The following is a 17,637-nucleotide window of genomic DNA, read 5'->3' on the forward strand; positions in this document are numbered from 1 at the left end:
GCTTAGGATTGCACAGTCTTCGCTGGAACGGTCTTATGTTCTTCCTGTGGAGCGGCGGCCTTGCGCGCCACAAGACTGTAGACCACCGGCACCACGAAGAGCGTCAACAGAGTGCCGAAGGACATACCGCCGACAATCACCCAGCCGATGGCCTGACGGCTTTGCGCGCCAGCGCCGGTTGCAATGGCCAGCGGAATAGCACCGAGCACCATTGCGCCTGTTGTCATGAGGATCGGACGCAGACGCATCACAGCCGCTTCCGTGACCGCATCGGCAATGTCGCGCCCTTGGTCACGCATATGATTGGCGAATTCGACAATCAGAATGCCATGCTTGGTGATAAGTCCCACCAGCGTGACCAGACCGATCTGACTGTAGACATTCATGCTCGCACCCGCGAACCATAGCGCCAGCAATGCCCCGGCAATCGAAAGCGGAACGGTCAGCAGAATGATGAACGGGCTGACAAAGCTTTCAAACTGGGCCGCCAGAACCAGATAGATGAACAGAATGGCCAGACCGAACACGAACAGAATGCTCGAATTGGAGCTGGTGAAATCGCGCGACTCCCCTTCCAGATCGTACTGGGCATAGGTCGGGAACGTCTCACTGGCTGTATTTTGCAGATAAGTCAGCGCCTCACCCAGCGAATAATCGGGAGACAGACCAGCGCTGATCGTCGCCGAGCGCAGCCGGTTGAAACGATAGAGATTGGCCGGTTCCACACTCTCCGTAACAGTCACCAGATTGGACAGCGGAATGAGCTGGCCTGACGAGCCGCGCATATTCACGATATTAATGGAATCCGGCGTGGCGCGGTCGCTGGCGTCAAGCTGAACAAGAACATCCGATTGTTCGCCGTCCCGGTCGATGCGCGTAACCTGACGGCTGCCAAACATGGTTTCCAGTGTACGGCCTACATCGGAGATCTGCAGACCGGCTTCACGGATTTTCTCGCGGTTCATGTTGATCTCCATGCGAGGCTTGTTGAGATCGAGGTTCGATTCCACATTGATCAAACCCGGATTCTCTTTGATCCGCTCCACGAACTCCGTCGCCAGCCGGTTCAGATCGTCATAACTCGAAGACGACTGGATGACGAACTGAACCGGATTGTTGGCTCCTGCCCCGCTGCCGCGCGCGGTCGAGAGCGATGGCATGTTAAAGGCGAAGCCGCGAACGCCTGGGATCTCCGCCATTTGCGGCCCGATGGACCGAATGATTTCCTGCTGACTGCGGTCGCGCTCGTCCCAGTCCTTCAACAGCCCAAAGGCGCTGAAATTGGTCACCTGCGGAAAACCGTAAATGGCAAAGTATGTACTGACCTCAGGTATGCTGGAAAGAATGTCCTCGCTGACCTGACCATAGCGCTGCGTGAATTGCAGCGTCGAGCCTTCTGGGGCCGTGCCTGCCATACGGATGACACCACGGTCTTCAACTGGGGCGAGTTCGCTCGGCAGATTGACATAAAGGAAGCCGGCCAGAACCGCGGTTGCCGCCGCGCCAGCCAGCACAATCAGCTTATGGCGCATGGCAAGCCCCAGCGCGCGCCGGTAGTTCTCGTTGAGACTGTCGAGAAACCCTTCCAGTGCGCGCGAAATCCGACCCTGATTTTCATTGTGACGCAAAAGCTTACCGCACATCATGGGCGTCAACGTCAACGCTACGAAGCCGGAAACCAAAACCGCACCGGCAAGCGTAAGCGCGAACTCGATGAACAATTGCCCGGTCCGACCCTCGGTGAACGCAATCGGCACATAAACGGCGGCCAGTGTAAGCGTCATCGCAATGACGGCAAAAGCAATTTCTCCGGTTCCGGCAATGGCCGCCTGTACTGGGGTTTCCCCTTCTTCGATGCGCCTGTGCACGTTTTCCAGAACAACGATAGCATCGTCCACCACCAGACCGATGGCCAACACCATGGCGAGCAGCGTCAGTGTGTTGATACTGAAGCCGAAGGCAAACATGATTGCCAGCGTCGTGATGAGTGACACCGGTATCGTCACGATGGGAATAAGGCTCGCGCGCACCGAACGCAGGAAGAAAAAGATCACCAGGATCACGAGGATGATCGCCTCGCCGATCGTGCTGAACACCGCCGCAATGGAACGATCGATAAAGATCGACGTGTCGTAGGTGACTTCAGCTTGCATCCCGTCCGGCAAACTTGCCTGAATGGCCGGGAGGACGGCGCGCAGATTGTTCGCAACATCGAGGGGGTTCGCTGTTGCCTGTTTGACAACACCAATAGATATCGCCGTTTGCCCCTGCTTGGTGGTTGCGCGACGTTCATCGGCAGCGCCCAGTTCAGTCCTTCCGACATCACGCAGACGCACCGGATAGCCGTTCACGACATTGATAATGATATCCGCAAATTCTTCAGGCGTTCTCAGTGCTGTATTGGCAAGAAGTGTAAACTCCCGATCCTTGCTTTCAATACGCCCGGCGGGCACTTCGACATTCTGGTTTTCAAGCGCCGTTTCGACATCCTGAACCGTCAGTCCGTAACCTGCCAGCTTGCGGGCATCGATCCAGACACGCATTGCATATTCGCGCGCGCCAAGAATACGGGCTTCCGAAACGCCCGGCAGATTCTGAATGCGGTCAACAATCGTACGATTGAGAACGTCGGTGATTTCAAGGCCGGAATGACGGTCGCTTGTAAAAGCCACATACATGTTGGGCTGCGCATCCGCTTCCACCTTGGCGACAATCGGCTCGTCTATCTCGTCGGGAAGATTGCGCCTTGCCCGAGACACACGGTCACGCACCTCGGCGGCAGCCACCTCTGGATCGGTGCCAAGCGTAAAGCGCACCGTGATGGCGCTGGTTTCAGCGCGACTTGTCGATGACACCACATCGATACCGGCAATACCGGAGAGCTGTGTTTCAAGAACCTGCGTCACCTGACTTTCCACAATCTCGGCATTGGCGCCGGAATAGGTGGTGGAAACAGAAACTGTCGGTTCTTCGACATCGGGATATTCGCGGGTGCTCAGCCTCTCATAAGATACGATGCCGAGCAGAACCAGCACCAGACTAAGGACCGTAGCGAAGACCGGTCGGCGGACGCACATTTCCCATATGGACATCAGACCGCCTCCTCCGCAGTTGCTTCCTGAACGCGAACTTTGGCTCCTGTTTGCAACTTCTGCTGGCCCGCCGTCACCACGCGCGCATCCTTATCGAGACCCGTGACAATCTCGACCATCCCTTCAAGCCGTTGCCCCAGCGTGACCGTAACCACTTCGACCGTATCGTCAGCATTGATACGATAGACCGTCTGGGTTTCACCGCTCGGCACAATGGCGCTTTCCGGTACCAGCATCGCATCTGCCTTGGTGCCCGTGGTGACATTAACGCGAACGAAAAGCCCCGGGCGTAACTTCAGATCGGGATTGGAGATCAAGGCGCGCATACGGATGGAGCGGCCGGTTTCATCGACAGATGGCTCGATGGCATAGACCTGCCCCTGAAACGGCTGGTCTGGCAGCGCATCGGCCACCACCGAAACCCGTTGCTGGGGTGAGATACTCGCCAGTGCCACTTCTGGCAGCGAAAACTCCGCGACCAATGGATCGATCTGATCGAGCCTGGCAAGATTGGTCGTACCCGCCGTTACATAAGCGCCAACACTGACGGAACGCAGCCCAACCACGCCGTCGAACGGCGCTTTGATCGAAGTCTGCGCGAGCTGCGCTTCGGCAAGCGCCAGAGCAGCTTCTGTATTGCGCAGGTTCGCTTCCGCTTCTTCCAAAGCCTGCGTTGCGCTGATTCCGCGTTTGGACAAGGCTTCGGTGCGTTCGAAAGTTGACCGCGCAAGAACATTTGCTGCACGGGCCGACTGCACGGAAGCGTTCAGAATGGAGGTATCGAGCTGAAACAGAACGCTGCCTGCCTCAACGCGCTGGCCTTCCTGGAACAGAATCTGATCCACACGTCCGCCGATTTCCGAGGCCAGTGTGACCGATTCTTTCGCCCGCAGGCTACCAACAGCCGAGATAATACTGTCCAGATCGCGGGTTTGCACCGCAGCTGCTTCAACCACCGTGGCTTTTGGCTGTGCGGGAGCAATGGACGCCGTGGTCGTCTCAGCGGATGTTTCTTGCGCACCCCGCCATCCAAAAAAAGCTGCGATCAACGCCAGTCCCAATACAAGAACTAGTATACCTCGTTTCCCAAGTTTCATATGCTAGCCTTTCCGATGGGCCGGGCCGTGCGTTTGCGTCCCGGACCACCCAGCCGGGCCACACGGGGCAATGTTAAATATTAGCTTTCATAATATTTTACTTTACTGTAAAGTAAAATTAATCTTCTGTAATGTCAGAGTCTTGGCGTGCAGAGGAGGGAATGGGAGGGGTCAATAAAGCATGGATAGAAAAACAAACGTGAGCACCGAAATGGTTCTCGATGCTACACGTAAAATGCTGTCGCAGCATGGCTCTGCAGTCAGCCTCGAGCTGGTCGCGGCAGAGGCCGGTCTTACGCGCCAGACACTCTACAATCGCTTCGGCAGCAAGCAAACTCTTTTACGTGCCGCATTCGATGATTTGCGCCAGCAGATTCATACCCGTCTCGATGATGCGCCATGGAACTCCACACCCGAAGTTCTCCTGCCGGTGATCGCGCGCATTGTGGCCGACAGTTTTCTGGATCTCGCAATGGCCAAACTATTGCGCGCGATGATTCAGGCCGTGGAAGATATTCCGGAAATCGGCACCAGCCTCAGATCGGATCGAACAGGACAAGTTCTCCAGAAGCTGACCGAATATTTGCAAGCCAAAACTGAAGCCGGAGAGTTCCACGTAGCCGACGCGGAAACTCAGGCCATGCTTTTTCTGGGCAGCATCAGCGGCTTTCTTTTTCCCCGCTTGCTACTCGGTACGGTCACGCCCGACGAAGAGGTCAATCAAAGGCTGATCGACACGTCCATCGCAAGCTTTCTCCGCATGTGGCGAAGTGCGGAGTAATGTCTTCCCCAATCGCCAACCCACCCTAGAGTAAAGCTCCCCAACAAGCCCCAAAAACGAGGCCTCCCCCCAATGAAAACCTCCATTATTGCCGCTTGCCTTGCCTCCGTCCTCGGCGCAGTTGCCGTTTCCGCGCCCGCCTTTGCGCAGCAAACGCGCGACATTGCCAAAGAGGAAGCCAACCGTAAAATCGTGCTCGAATTTTACGATGGTGTCTTCAACAAACATGAGGTGGAGAAATACTCCGAAGTGCTCGCCGAAGATTATATCCAGCACAATCCTGGCGTGCCGGATGGGAAAGCGCCTTTCGTGAATTTTTTCACCCAGCGCTTCAAGGATAATCCCCAGGCCACCGCGCGCATCGTGCGCAGCGCTACGGATGGCGATCTCGTCTTTCTGCATCTCCAGTCGAAGATGAATGAAGCGGACCGAGGTCGCGCCATCGTGGATATCTTCCGCGTTGATAACGGCAAGATCGTCGAGCATTGGGATGTCATTCAGGCTGTTCCGGAAACCGCCAAGAATAAAAACACGATGTTCTAAACCTTTCGGTCAGAACCGCATCGGAAGCCAGCCATATCGGCTGGCTTTTTCATTTTCACGGCAATCCCCCTACAAAAACTGTTCTTGTCGTCCGCTTCTGGCTTGTTTCCTTCAAAAAGCGATCCTACGATATCACAATTCACCGGCCCACTGCGCCCTTCCCCGACAGATCAGCAGCAGTCACAGCGTATCCACGCTCGCCGGTGCCATGGGTTACAGTCGAAAGACACACGAATTAAGGACGTGAAAAATGACCGACAAGCATGCCTCGAAGGCAATGTGGACCTATTACAAGGGCGAGTGGCGCGAAGGTGACGTGCGGATTCTGGGCGCGGCTTCGCACGCGACCTGGCTCGGTTCAGCGGTGTTCGACGGTGCGCGCCTGTTCGAAGGCGTCACGCCGGACCTCGACCGTCATTCGGCCCGCGCCAATGATTCCGCCCGTGCGCTCGGTCTGGCGCCGACGCTTTCGGCCAATGATATTGAAGCGCTGGCGCTGGAAGGCTTGAAGAAATTCGCCCCCGGCACCGATGTTTATATTCGTCCCATGTACTGGGCCGAAGAAGGCGACAGCAGCACGGTTGCACCGCTTGCGTCCTCGACCGATTTCGCCTTGTGCCTCGAAGCCATTCCGATGGTCGAGCCGAAGGGCTTCACCATCACCACAACCTCATTCCGTCGTCCCTATCTGGAAGTGATGCCGGTCAACGCCAAGGCGGCCTGCCTCTATCCCAACAATGGGCGCATGCTGCTCGAAGCCAAGGCCAAGGGCTTTCACAATGCAATTGTGACCGATGTGCTGGGCAATGTCGCGGAAACGGCGACCTCCAACATTTTCATGGTTCGCGGCAGTGAAGTCTTTACGCCGGTTCCAAACGGCACCTTTCTCAACGGCATCACGCGCCAGCGCGTCATCGCACTGTTGCGCGCGGCAGGCGTAACCGTGCATGAAACCACGCTCAAAATTGAGGATTTCCGTGAGGCAGACGAGATCTTCTCGACCGGCAATATGAGCAAGGTTGTGCCGATCATCGGCTTTGATGATCGCAAGTTTGAATACGGAGCCGTCACCAAGCGCGCCCGCAGCCTCTATTGGGAATGGGCGCACGCCTGATTTCCTGCCACGATATTCCACTTCCATAATACTCCGGGTCGTTCTGGCCCGGAGCCTTCCCTGACCGCGGCAGACGCATGATCGAACATACACCCCTGTATCTGGCAGTCGCTATTACTGCGGCGTTTCTGGTTGGCATGTCGAAAGGCGGCCTTCCCTCGGTCGGAACGCTCGCCGTTCCGCTGATGGCGCTCGTCATCTCGCCCGTCACAGCCGCAGCTTTGTTACTGCCGATCTATGTCATCAGCGACATGTTCGGGCTCTACCTTTATCGGCATCATTATTCAGCGCGCAATCTCGCCATCCTCACGCCAGCAGCCATTGTCGGCGTCGGCATTGGCTGGCTGTTCAGCTCGCATCTATCCAGCACTTTCATCGGCTTTCTGGTCGGGCTGGTGGGCATTCTGTTCTGCCTCAATGCCTGGATCGGCGCCCGCTATCGCAGGAAGGCCCGCAAGGCCGATATTCCGGGCGGCGCCTTCTGGGGCATTCTCACCGGTCTCACTAGTTTCGTATCGCATTCCGGTGCGCCGCCGTTTCAGATGTATGTCCTGCCGCAGCATCTGGAAAAGCTCGTCTTCGCGGGCACATCGACCATCCTCTTTGCCATCGTCAACGCCGTGAAGCTCGTTCCGTACTGGCAGTTGCAGCAGTTTTCCAATCTCGACCTGTCGATGGGCCTCTGGCTGATCCCTTCTGCAGTGATCGGCACTTTCGCGGGTGCCAAGCTGACACGGCTTCTGCCGGATGGGCCCTTCTTCCTGCTCGTGCAACTGACGCTGTTCGGGCTTTCCATCAAGCTGATAGCCGATTGGGTCATGCCGTATTTCTTTGGTTGAGACGCTTTCGCAGTTCTTGCCAGATGCCTTCGCTTCCGCCACCATGTGCGCGAAAGTAAGGGGAGGATGTGCGAGTGGCAGACGCGGATGCGATCATCATCGGCGCGGGGCTGGCCGGTTTGGCCGCAGCGAACGAACTGACCAGCGCGGGCAAAACCGTCATCCTTCTGGAACAGGAAGGCGAGAACTCCATCGGCGGTCAAGCCTTCTGGTCGCTGGGCGGCCTGTTCATGATCGATACCCCGGAGCAGCGCCGTCTTGGCATCAAGGACAGTTTCGACCTCGCCGCACAAGACTGGTTCGGCTCGGCGCAGTTTGACCGACCCGAAGATCTTTGGCCCCGGAAATGGGCCGAAGCCTATCTGCAATTCGCGACCGGTGAGATGCGACCATGGCTGCGCAACCTCGGCATGCGCTGGTTTCCCGTTGTCGGCTGGGCAGAACGTGGCGGCGCACTCGCCCACGGGCATGGCAACTCGGTGCCGCGTTTTCACGTCACATGGGGCACGGGCCCAGGCGTCGTAGCCCCATTTGAACAACGGCTGCGAGACGCAATGGCGAAAGGCCTTGTCACGCTGAAATGCCGCCACCGCGTCAGTCAGATCACCAGCGCGAACGGACGCATAACCGGCGTTTTCGGTGAAGTGCTCGCCCCTTCGACGGCTGAACGCGGTCAGCCATCTTCCCGAGAAGTTATTGGTGAATTCGCATTTGGCGCTGACAACGTTATCGTAACGTCCGGCGGTATTGGCGGCGATCCGGAGCGCGTGCGCCGGGCATGGCCGCGCGAGAGGCTTGGCAATCCGCCGAAGGAGATGGTGCTGGGCGTTCCAGCCTATGTGGACGGGCGCGGCATCGATATGGCGGTAGAGGCAGGCGGACACGTCATCAATGCTGATCGCATGTGGCATTACACCGAGGGTTTGCGCAACTGGAACCCGATCTGGCCCAATCATGGCATCCGCATCCTGCCCGGACCATCGTCGATGTGGTTCGACGCACGCGGCAACCGGCTGCCAGCTCCCTATCTTCCCGGCTTCGATACGCTCGGCACACTCAAGCACATTCTCTCCACCGGCTATGACTATTCCTGGTTCATTTTGACCGAAAAGATCATCCGCAAGGAGTTTTCACTGTCTGGTTCCGAGCAAAACCCCGATCTGACCGGCAAAAGCTGGAAATTGCTGCTGAAAAGCCGTCTCGGCAAAGCCCCGCCGCCGCCTGTCAAAGCCTTTATCGACAACGGCGCGGATTTCATAACCGCCAAGACGATAGAAGAGTTGGTCGCGGGCATGAACACTTTGAGCGGCGAAAAACTGCTCGATGTGCGACGCATTCGCGACCAGATCGAAGCGCGGGACCATGAAGTGGTCAATCGTTACACGAAGGACGCGCAGATCATGGCGATCCATAATGCGCGTGCCTATATCGGTGACAGGCTGACGCGCGCCGTACCGTTGCATGCGCTGCTCGATCCGGCCAACGGCCCGCTGATCGCCGTCAAGCTGCATATCCTGACGCGCAAGACGCTGGGCGGCCTGCACACCAATCTCCAGTCGGCAGTTCTGGGCGAGGATGGCGAGCCGATCCCCGGCCTTTATGCGGCGGGCGAAGCCGCCGGTTTCGGCGGTGGCGGTTATCACGGCTACAATGCGCTGGAAGGCACATTTCTTGGCGGCTGTATATTTTCCGGGCGGGCGGCAGGCCGGGCAGTCGCTTCGATCTGAATCGTGAGGTAGCTCCCGATAAGGCCGCCAACCAACTGATTCAATGAAATTTTCAGCCGTATTGTCTTCAACGAAGACCAATGCGCGTTATCCTGTTTTCTATATGAGATTTTTATATCCCGGCCGGTTTCCCCGTCTCGAAACCCTATGCCGTAAGGTCACATAATCCCTGCATGGCAAAAAGCCTTCACAACAGGGAGCCCCGCAAGGGGACGACATTATGGACATCGCCGTCCTGGCAATCGGCATCGGCTTCTTCGCTCTGCTCTTCGGCTATCTGCGCGTCTGCGAAAAGCTTTGAGGGCGTAACATGCTGATCGAATACATCGCTGGCGCTTTGGTCGCCATCTTCATCGCGATCTATCTTCTTTATGCGCTCATTCGACCGGAGCGGTTCTGACCGGCCCCACGAATAGCGGCCCTGTAGGGGCTTGGGAAAAACCATGACAATCAATGGATGGATACAGATCCTCGTCTTTTGCGGGATCATCATTCTGCTCGTAAAGCCGCTTGGCGGTTATATAACGCGTGTCTTCAACGGCGACCGGACATTCCTCTCGCCGGTTTTCGTGCCTGTCGAACGCGGGCTATATCGTCTTGCGGGCACAGGCGAACGCGAGGAGCAGCACTGGACGAGCTACACCGCCGCCATGCTGCTGTTCAATCTGGCCGGATTCCTTCTGCTTTATGCCATGCAGCGGTTTCAGGGCGTATTGCCCTTCAACCCCATGGGCATGAGCAATGTGCCTGCCGATCTCGCCTTCAACACCGCCACCAGTTTCGTGACCAACACCAACTGGCAAAATTACGGCGGCGAAAGCACCATGTCCTATCTGACCCAGATGGCCGGACTGACGGTGCAGAACTTCGTCTCCGCCGCAACGGGCGTGGCAATCGCGATGGCGCTTATCCGAGCTTTCTCGCGCAAATCAATGAAAACGCTCGGTAATTTCTGGGTCGACCTGACGCGCTGCACGCTCTATATCCTGCTGCCGATCTGCATCGTGATGACGCTCGCCTTCGTCGCGCTTGGTGTGCCGCAAACGCTTGGCGCATATGCGCAGGCCACGACGCTTGAAGGCGCGCGGCAGGTCATTGCGCTTGGGCCGGTTGCATCGCAGCTGGCAATCAAGATGCTCGGTACCAATGGCGGCGGCTTCTTCAACGCCAACTCCGCACATCCGTTTGAAAACCCCGACGCCATCTCCAACATGATCCAGATGGTTGCGATATTCGCTATCGGCGCATCGCTGACCAATGTCTTTGGCCGTATGGTCGGCAATGAAAAGCAAGGCTGGGCGATCTTTGCGGCCATGGGCGTGCTGTTCGTTGCAGGCGTGGCCATCTGCTATTGGGCAGAAGCTGCGGGTAACCCGCTGATCCACGCGCTCGGCATCGACGGCGCGAATATGGAAGGCAAGGAAGCCCGTTTCGGTATCGCCATGTCCGCCCTTTTCGCCGTGGTCACGACTGCTGCATCCTGTGGCGCGGTCATTGCCATGCATGACAGCATGATGGCGCTTGGCGGCATGATCCCGATGATCAACATGATGCTCGGTGAAATCATCATTGGCGGTGTCGGCGCAGGTTTTTACGGCATCATCCTGTTCGTCATCGTGGCGATTTTCGTGGCTGGTCTGATGGTCGGTCGCACGCCTGAATATCTGGGCAAGAAGATCGAGGCCAAGGAAGTAAAGATGGCGATGCTGGCCGTCCTCTGCCTGCCGCTGTCGATCCTCGGCTTTACGGCAATCGCCTCCGTCATTCCGGCAGGCTTGAGTTCCATTGCCAATCAGGGACCGCACGGTTTTTCGGAAATCCTCTATGCCTATACGTCGGGCACCGCCAATAACGGCTCGGCATTCGGCGGGCTCTCCGGCAACACGCCCTGGTACAATATCACCATCGGCCTTGCCATGCTGATGGGGCGCTTCCTCGTCATCGTTCCCGCCATGGCCATTGCCGGATCGCTGGTCGCCAAGAAAATCGCACCGCAATCGGCAGGCACCTTCCCGACCCATGGTCCGTTGTTCGTAGGCTTGCTGATCGGCGTCATTCTGGTTGTCGGCGGGCTGATCTTCTTCCCCGCGCTGGCGCTGGGACCGATCGCCGAACACCTCGCCTTGATCCAAGGAAAGACCTTCTGATGCTGAAACCATCGAGTTGCATTCTGTCGATCCTCGCTGCCGCCGTCGTGCTCATTCTGGCCGTCAGGCTGGTGAGTCAGCTCGTGGGGCAATAGCGGGATCGCGCCAAGCAGTCCGGTTTGCACATTAAACTACTGGAGCCTCGTTATGAGCCAGTCCAAATCCGCGAGCATTCTCGATGCCCGCATCCTTATTCCGGCGGTTGGCGATGCCTTCCGTAAACTGAATCCGAAAAGCCTTGCCCGAAACCCGGTCATGTTCGTCGTGGCCGTCGTTTCGGCCCTCACCACGGTGCTGCTTGCAAAAGACATCGCGACCGGTGGGGCCAATGTCGGCTTTTCATCGCAGATCGTGCTGTGGCTCTGGTTCACGGTGCTGTTCGCCAATTTTGCCGAAGCGGTTGCCGAAGGGCGCGGCAAGGCACAGGCGGAATCGCTGCGCCGCACACGCACCGAAACACAGGCCAAGCTTCTGAACGGCGACAGCAAGACCGATTACAAAACCGTCGCCGGAACCAGCCTCAAGGTCGGCGATATGGTTCTCGTCGAAGCGGGCGACATCATCCCGTCCGATGGCGAGGTGATTGAGGGTGTCGCTTCGGTCAATGAAGCCGCCATTACCGGCGAATCCGCACCTGTCATCCGCGAATCCGGTGGCGACCGTTCCGCCGTCACCGGCGGCACGCAGGTCCTGTCGGACTGGATCAGGGTGCGCATCACGGCGGCTCAGGGCTCGACCTTCATCGACAAGATGATCAGCCTCGTGGAAGGCGCCGAGCGCCAGAAAACCCCGAACGAGATCGCGCTCAACATCCTGCTTGCGGGGATGACACTGATCTTCGTTCTGGCCGTGGTGACAATTCCAAGCTTCGCGACCTATGCTGGCGGCTACATCCCGGTCATCGTGCTGGTTGCCTTGTTTGTAACGCTGATCCCGACCACCATCGGCGCTCTGCTGTCGGCCATCGGCATCGCAGGCATGGACCGTCTGGTGCGCTTCAATGTGCTGGCCATGTCGGGCCGGGCGGTCGAAGCGGCAGGCGATGTCGACACTTTGCTTCTCGACAAAACGGGCACGATCACGCTCGGCAATCGTCAGGCAACCGCCTTCATGCCGGTAACCGGCATCAGCGAACAGGAACTGGCCGACGCCGCGCAGCTGGCCTCGCTTGCCGATGAAACACCGGAAGGTCGGTCCATCGTGGTTCTGGCCAAGGAGAAATATGCCATTCGCGGTCGCGATATGCAGAACCTGCATGCGACTTTCGTGCCCTTTACGGCACAGAGCCGCATGAGCGGTGTCGATATCGACGGTTCGTCCATCCGTAAGGGCGCTGTGGATGCCGTGCTGAAACATGTGGGCCAGAACCGTGCGACCGAAGAAAAAGTCACCCACGAACTGCAAGCCATTGCCGATACGATTGCAAAATCCGGCGGCACGCCGCTGGCCGTGGTCAAGGATGGCAGGCTGCTTGGTGTCATCCATCTCAAGGATATCGTCAAAGGCGGCATTCGCGAGCGCTTTTCCGAACTGCGGCGCATGGGCATCCGGACGGTGATGATCACCGGTGACAACCCCATGACGGCAGCGGCAATTGCCGCAGAAGCGGGCGTGGATGATTTTCTGGCGCAGGCAACGCCAGAGAACAAGCTGGCGCTGATCCGCGAGGAACAGGCTAAGGGCAAACTCGTCGCTATGTGCGGTGACGGCACCAATGATGCGCCAGCGCTTGCACAGGCCGATGTGGGTGTCGCCATGAACACCGGCACGGTGGCTGCCCGCGAGGCAGGCAATATGGTCGATCTCGACAGCGATCCGACGAAACTCATCGAGATCGTTGAAATCGGCAAGCAGCTCCTGATGACACGCGGCGCGCTGACGACCTTCTCCATCGCCAACGATATCGCGAAATATTTCGCGATCATTCCGGCCATGTTCCTTACGTTCTATCCGCAGCTCGGCGCGCTGAACATCATGAACCTTGCCACGCCGCAAAGCGCCATTCTCTCGGCCATCATCTTCAACGCGCTCATCATCGTGGCCCTGATCCCGCTTTCGCTGAAAGGCGTGAAATACAAGGCCGTTGGCGCAGGCGCCCTGCTCTCGCGCAACCTGCTCATCTACGGCCTCGGCGGCGTCATCGTCCCGTTCATCGGCATCAAGGCCATCGATATGGCCATCGTTGCCCTTGGTCTCGCATAAGGATTTTCACCCATGTTGAAGCAACTTCGTCCCGCATTGGTCATGATCGTCGCGCTCACCGTGATCACCGGGTTCATCTATCCGCTCGGCATGACCGGCATTGCTCAGGCAATCTTTCCGCAACAGGCCAATGGCAGCCTGATCGAGAAGGACGGAACGGTCATCGGTTCTGAGTTGATCGGCCAGAATTTTAGCGGCGACCGTTATTTCCACGGACGCCCATCCGCCGCAGGCAAGGATGGCTACGATGCATCCAGCTCGGGCGGCTCCAATCTCGGCCCCACCAATCCCGCTTTGATCGAGCGGATCAAGACCGAGGCCGAAACCTTGAAACAGGCAACGCCTGACACTGCGATCCCTATCGACCTCGTGACTACCTCGGCCAGCGGCCTCGACCCGCATATTTCGCCGGAAGCCGCCCTTTATCAAATACCCCGTGTCGCCAAGGCGCGAGGCATCAGCGAAGCCGCTCTACGTGGCATTGTCGAGCAGCAGGTGGAAGACCGTGAGCTCGGATTTCTCGGTGAACCTGTGGTCAACGTCCTGAAACTCAATCTTGTTCTGGACAGAACCGCAGCTAAATAAAGTAGAATACGGGCGGCGCAAACGATGCCGCCCGCTTCGCAGGAGCATTATCATTAATGTCGGACGACATTCGCGCTGACAACACCCGGCCCTCTCCCGATGCCCTGCTCGAACAGGCGGAGCGCGAAACGCGTGGCCGCCTCAAGATATTTCTGGGGGCGGCTCCCGGTGTCGGCAAGACCTATGAAATGCTGATGTCCGGCAGAGCACGCAAGGCAGATGGCGTCGACATGGTGATCGGCGTTGTCGAAACCCATGGCCGCCGCGACACCGAGGCCTTGGTGGACGGGCTGGAAATCATCCCTCGCGCCAGCGTTGCCTATCACGGCCATGAACTGGAAGAGATGGACATTGACGCGGTGTTGGCGCGCCGTCCGCAGCTGGTTCTGGTGGATGAACTCGCCCATAGCAATGCGCCGGGCAGCCGTCACCCCAAGCGCTATCAGGATGTGGAGGAAATCCTTGCGCAGGGGATAGATGTCTACACCACGCTCAACATCCAGCATGTCGAAAGCCTGAACGATGTGGTGGCCCAGATCACACGCATTCGTGTTCGCGAAACCGTGCCGGACAGCATTATCGACCGCGCCGACGATATCGAGCTGATCGACCTCACGCCCAGCGACCTCATCAAACGACTCAATGATGGCAAGGTCTATCTTCCCAAGACGGCCAAGCGCGCAATCCGCAACTATTTTTCGCCCGGCAATCTGACGGCGCTCCGCGAACTGGCGCTGCGGCGCACCGCGCAGCGGGTAGACGAGCAGCTTCTCACCCATATGCGCGCCCACGCCATCGAAGGCCCGTGGGCGGCGGGCGACCGTATTCTCGTTGCCGTGGATGAACGGCCGCGCAGCGCATCTCTCGTGCGCTATGCGCGCCGTCTGGCCGACCGGCTGCGCGCGCCCTGGGCGGTCATTCACATTGAAACGCCGCGCTCTGCCAATATGTCGGAGGATGAAAAAGACCGGCTGTCGGCAACCATGCGTCTTGCCGAACAATTGGGCGGCGAGCCGATCATCATTCCCGGCCAGACAGTGGCGGAAGACATTATCCGCTATGCCAGCACGCATAATTTCACGCAGGTGGTCGCCGGAAAATCCGCCAAGCCGCGCTGGCGCGAAATTGTCGAAGGCTCGGTCGGGCACGAACTGATCCGCCGGGCAGGCGCCATCGATGTGCACATTACGGCAGGTATAGATCAGGAGGCGGCCAGCACCGCGCGCAAGGTCAAGACCGCTGCCCCATCGGCAAGCCTGCAAATTCTGCCCTATGCAATCGGCACGGCAGTCGTCGCAGCCGCGAATGGCGTCGGGCTGCTGCTCGATCAGTTTCTCGATGTTCGCAGCATAGCGCTGGTCTTCGTCGTCGGCGTTCTCGGCGTTGCGGTTACGCTTGGTCTGTGGCCTGCGCTGTTCGTTTCCATCATCAGCGCCTTTGCCTATAATTTCTTCTTTCTGCCGCCGCTTTACACGCTGTCCATTGCGGACCCGGAAAGCGTGGTGGCCCTCGTCTTCTTCCTCCTCGTCAGCTTTGTAGCCAGCAATCTGGCAAGCCGCGTGCAGCGTCAGGCAGCATCGGCACGGCAGCGCGCGCGCATGACCGAAGATCTCTATCTTTTCAGCAAGAAGCTCGCGGGCACCGGCTCGCTGGACGATGTGCTTTGGGCAACGGCATTCCAGATCGCATCCATGCTGAAAGTGCGTGCGGTTATCCTGCTGCCGGAGCGCGAGAGCATCGCGGTGCGCGCTGGATACCCGCCAGACGATACACTCGACGATGCCGATATCGCCGCTGCCCATTGGGCTTGGGAGCACAATTTGCCCGCAGGGCGCGGCGCGGATACGCTGCCCGGTGCGCGCCGCCTTTACCTTCCACTGCGCACGGCGCGAACTTCGGTCGGCGTTATCGGTCTCGACAATGATCGTCAGGGACCGATACTCACGCCCGAACAGCAAAGACTGTTCGAAGCGCTGGCCGATCAGGCCGCCATCGCCATCGAGCGTGTGCAGCTGGTGGAAGACGTCGAGCGCGCAAGGCTTGCCGCAGAAACCGACAAGTTGCGCTCCGCACTTCTGACCTCGATCTCGCACGACCTGAAAACCCCGCTAGCGGCCATCATGGGCGCCGCGACCACATTGCGCGAATATCATGGTTCCTTGCCCGCTGAAGATCAGGCCGATCTCTATCAAACCATCGTGGACCAGTCTGAGCGCCTCAATCGCTTCATCGCCAATCTTCTCGACATGACCCGCATTGAAGCGGGTGCAATGGAGCCGAACCTCTCTCCGCATTATATCGGTGATATCGTCGGTGCCGCCTTGCACAGAGCCGCAAAAATTCTTGCGCGTCATGCGGTTCGCGTATCGGTGCCCGCCGATCTGCCGATGCTGCGGCTGGATGCGGTTTTGTTCGAGCAGGTTCTGTTCAATCTCCTCGACAATGCCGCGAAATACGCGCCGGAAGCCTCTGAAATTGCTATTGAAGCGCATATCAGCGGCACGCGGCTCGTTCTGGAGATCGCCGATCAGGGGCCGGGCATTCCTGCCGATGACCGGGAACGGATTTTCGACAGTTTCTACCGCGTTCGCAAGGGTGATCACGTACAAGCAGGCACGGGCCTTGGCCTGTCCATCGCGCGCGGTTTTGTCGAAGCAATGGGCGGCACTATCGCCGCTCGCAATCGTAGCGACCACGACCATAATCGGTCTGGCGCGGTCTTCGTCATCTCACTGCCGCTACCATCTGGCGACGCTGAAACGGAAACAACGCAATGAATACGCAAAGCGTCAAAGTGCTGATTGTTGATGACGAACCGCCGATTCGCAAGCTCCTGCGGGTCGGGCTGACCACCGAAGGTTACACGACCGTTGAGGCTGCCAATGCCACTGAGGCGATGGAGAAGATCGAGGCTGAAAGCCCTGACCTTGTGCTGCTCGACCTTGGTCTGCCGGACATGGACGGCCACCGGCTTTTGCTGCAATGGCGGCAGGAAGGGCGCAGCCTGCCCATCCTCATTCTTTCAAGCCGCACCGACGAGGTGGGCATCGTCAAGGCGCTGGAACTCGGCGCTGATGATTATGTGACCAAGCCCTTCGGCATGCGCGAACTTGCGGCTCGCATCCGCGTTGCGCTCCGTCACAAGCTGCAACAGCAAGGCGAAAAGCCGATTTTCCAGAGCGGCGGTCTTTCGGTTGATCTGGTGCGGCGCATCGTCAAGGTCGATGGCAACGACATCAAGCTGTCGCCCAAGGAATATGACATTCTCCGCCTTCTGGTGCAGCATGCGGGCAAGGTTCTGACCCATCAATATATTCTCAATCAGGTCTGGGGCCCGGCGGCAGATGTGCAATATTTGCGCATCTATGTGCGCCAGCTTCGCCAAAAGATCGAAGCCCTGCCCGACCAGCCGCAATATATTCTCACTGAAACCGGTGTTGGCTATCGCCTGCGCGAAGCGGACGCCCTATAATCAGAAAGACGCTGAGAAAACCGGTAACGGAGATATTC

The 17,637-nt window shown here is 58.2% G+C and carries 14 protein-coding genes; 12 read left to right on the forward strand and 2 right to left on the reverse strand.

Annotation, left to right across the window (positions count from 1 at the left end; translation table 11 throughout):
- Positions 1-2 precede the first annotated feature (2 nt).
- Together QBD01_RS12580 and QBD01_RS12585 are read right to left on the reverse strand one after the other, a co-directional pair.
- Positions 3-3,092 carry an efflux RND transporter permease subunit gene (locus QBD01_RS12580; RefSeq protein ID WP_280993083.1) on the reverse strand — a complete coding sequence of 1,030 codons (3,090 nt, stop codon included), beginning with the start codon at positions 3,090-3,092 and terminating at the stop codon, positions 3-5.
- Positions 3,092-4,189, reverse strand: coding sequence for an efflux RND transporter periplasmic adaptor subunit (locus QBD01_RS12585; protein ID WP_280993084.1), 1,098 nt, complete (start codon positions 4,187-4,189; stop codon positions 3,092-3,094). The genes QBD01_RS12580 and QBD01_RS12585 overlap by 1 nt, the downstream gene beginning before the upstream one ends.
- A gap of 199 nt (positions 4,190-4,388) precedes the next feature.
- On the opposite strand from QBD01_RS12585, the gene QBD01_RS12590 reads away from it, so the two are divergent.
- The 12 genes from QBD01_RS12590 to QBD01_RS12640 all read left to right on the forward strand — a co-directional run bounded on the left by QBD01_RS12590 (position 4,389) and on the right by QBD01_RS12640 (position 17,599).
- A complete protein-coding gene (locus tag QBD01_RS12590) occupies positions 4,389-4,970 on the forward strand; it encodes a TetR/AcrR family transcriptional regulator (protein ID WP_280993085.1) in 582 nt (193 codons plus the stop codon).
- A gap of 72 nt (positions 4,971-5,042) precedes the next feature.
- The gene (locus tag QBD01_RS12595) at positions 5,043-5,513 is read left to right on the forward strand and encodes a nuclear transport factor 2 family protein (protein ID WP_280993086.1); all 471 of its coding nucleotides are present in this window, start codon (positions 5,043-5,045) and stop codon (positions 5,511-5,513) included.
- A 35-nt stretch (positions 5,514-5,548) separates the two neighbouring features.
- Positions 5,549-5,752 carry a CRISPR-associated protein Cas5 gene (cas5, locus tag QBD01_RS25450; protein WP_392391406.1) on the forward strand — a complete coding sequence of 68 codons (204 nt, stop codon included), beginning with the start codon at positions 5,549-5,551 and terminating at the stop codon, positions 5,750-5,752.
- 11 nt (positions 5,753-5,763) lie between these two features.
- Complete coding sequence (locus QBD01_RS12600) at positions 5,764-6,627, forward strand: branched-chain amino acid aminotransferase (RefSeq protein ID WP_280993087.1); 864 nt, start codon at positions 5,764-5,766, stop codon at positions 6,625-6,627.
- Between the two features lie 77 nt (positions 6,628-6,704).
- Complete coding sequence (locus tag QBD01_RS12605) at positions 6,705-7,466, forward strand: sulfite exporter TauE/SafE family protein (protein ID WP_182519817.1); 762 nt, start codon at positions 6,705-6,707, stop codon at positions 7,464-7,466.
- 74 nt (positions 7,467-7,540) lie between these two features.
- Positions 7,541-9,193 carry an FAD-binding dehydrogenase gene (locus QBD01_RS12610; protein ID WP_280993088.1) on the forward strand — a complete coding sequence of 551 codons (1,653 nt, stop codon included), beginning with the start codon at positions 7,541-7,543 and terminating at the stop codon, positions 9,191-9,193.
- A gap of 310 nt (positions 9,194-9,503) precedes the next feature.
- Positions 9,504-9,593, forward strand: coding sequence for a K(+)-transporting ATPase subunit F (gene kdpF, locus QBD01_RS12615; protein ID WP_078336841.1), 90 nt, complete (start codon positions 9,504-9,506; stop codon positions 9,591-9,593).
- Between the two features lie 43 nt (positions 9,594-9,636).
- Positions 9,637-11,340: a potassium-transporting ATPase subunit KdpA gene (gene kdpA / locus QBD01_RS12620; RefSeq protein WP_280993089.1), complete on the forward strand. Its 1,704-nt coding sequence runs from the start codon at positions 9,637-9,639 to the stop codon at positions 11,338-11,340.
- A 147-nt stretch (positions 11,341-11,487) separates the two neighbouring features.
- Positions 11,488-13,542, forward strand: a complete 2,055-nt coding sequence (kdpB, locus tag QBD01_RS12625) for a potassium-transporting ATPase subunit KdpB (RefSeq protein WP_280993090.1) — start codon at positions 11,488-11,490, stop codon at positions 13,540-13,542.
- A 12-nt stretch (positions 13,543-13,554) separates the two neighbouring features.
- Positions 13,555-14,127, forward strand: coding sequence for a potassium-transporting ATPase subunit KdpC (gene kdpC / locus QBD01_RS12630; RefSeq protein ID WP_280993091.1), 573 nt, complete (start codon positions 13,555-13,557; stop codon positions 14,125-14,127).
- A gap of 56 nt (positions 14,128-14,183) precedes the next feature.
- The gene (locus QBD01_RS12635; protein WP_280993092.1) at positions 14,184-16,904 is read left to right on the forward strand and encodes a sensor histidine kinase KdpD; all 2,721 of its coding nucleotides are present in this window, start codon (positions 14,184-14,186) and stop codon (positions 16,902-16,904) included.
- Positions 16,901-17,599 carry a response regulator transcription factor gene (locus tag QBD01_RS12640; RefSeq protein ID WP_280993093.1) on the forward strand — a complete coding sequence of 233 codons (699 nt, stop codon included), beginning with the start codon at positions 16,901-16,903 and terminating at the stop codon, positions 17,597-17,599. Before QBD01_RS12635 ends, QBD01_RS12640 begins: the two co-directional genes overlap by 4 nt.
- The last annotated feature ends 38 nt before the right edge of the window (positions 17,600-17,637 follow it).

It is taken from the genome of Ochrobactrum sp. 19YEA23 (assembly GCF_029909865.1).
GTDB lineage: Bacteria > Pseudomonadota > Alphaproteobacteria > Rhizobiales > Rhizobiaceae > Brucella > Brucella gambitense.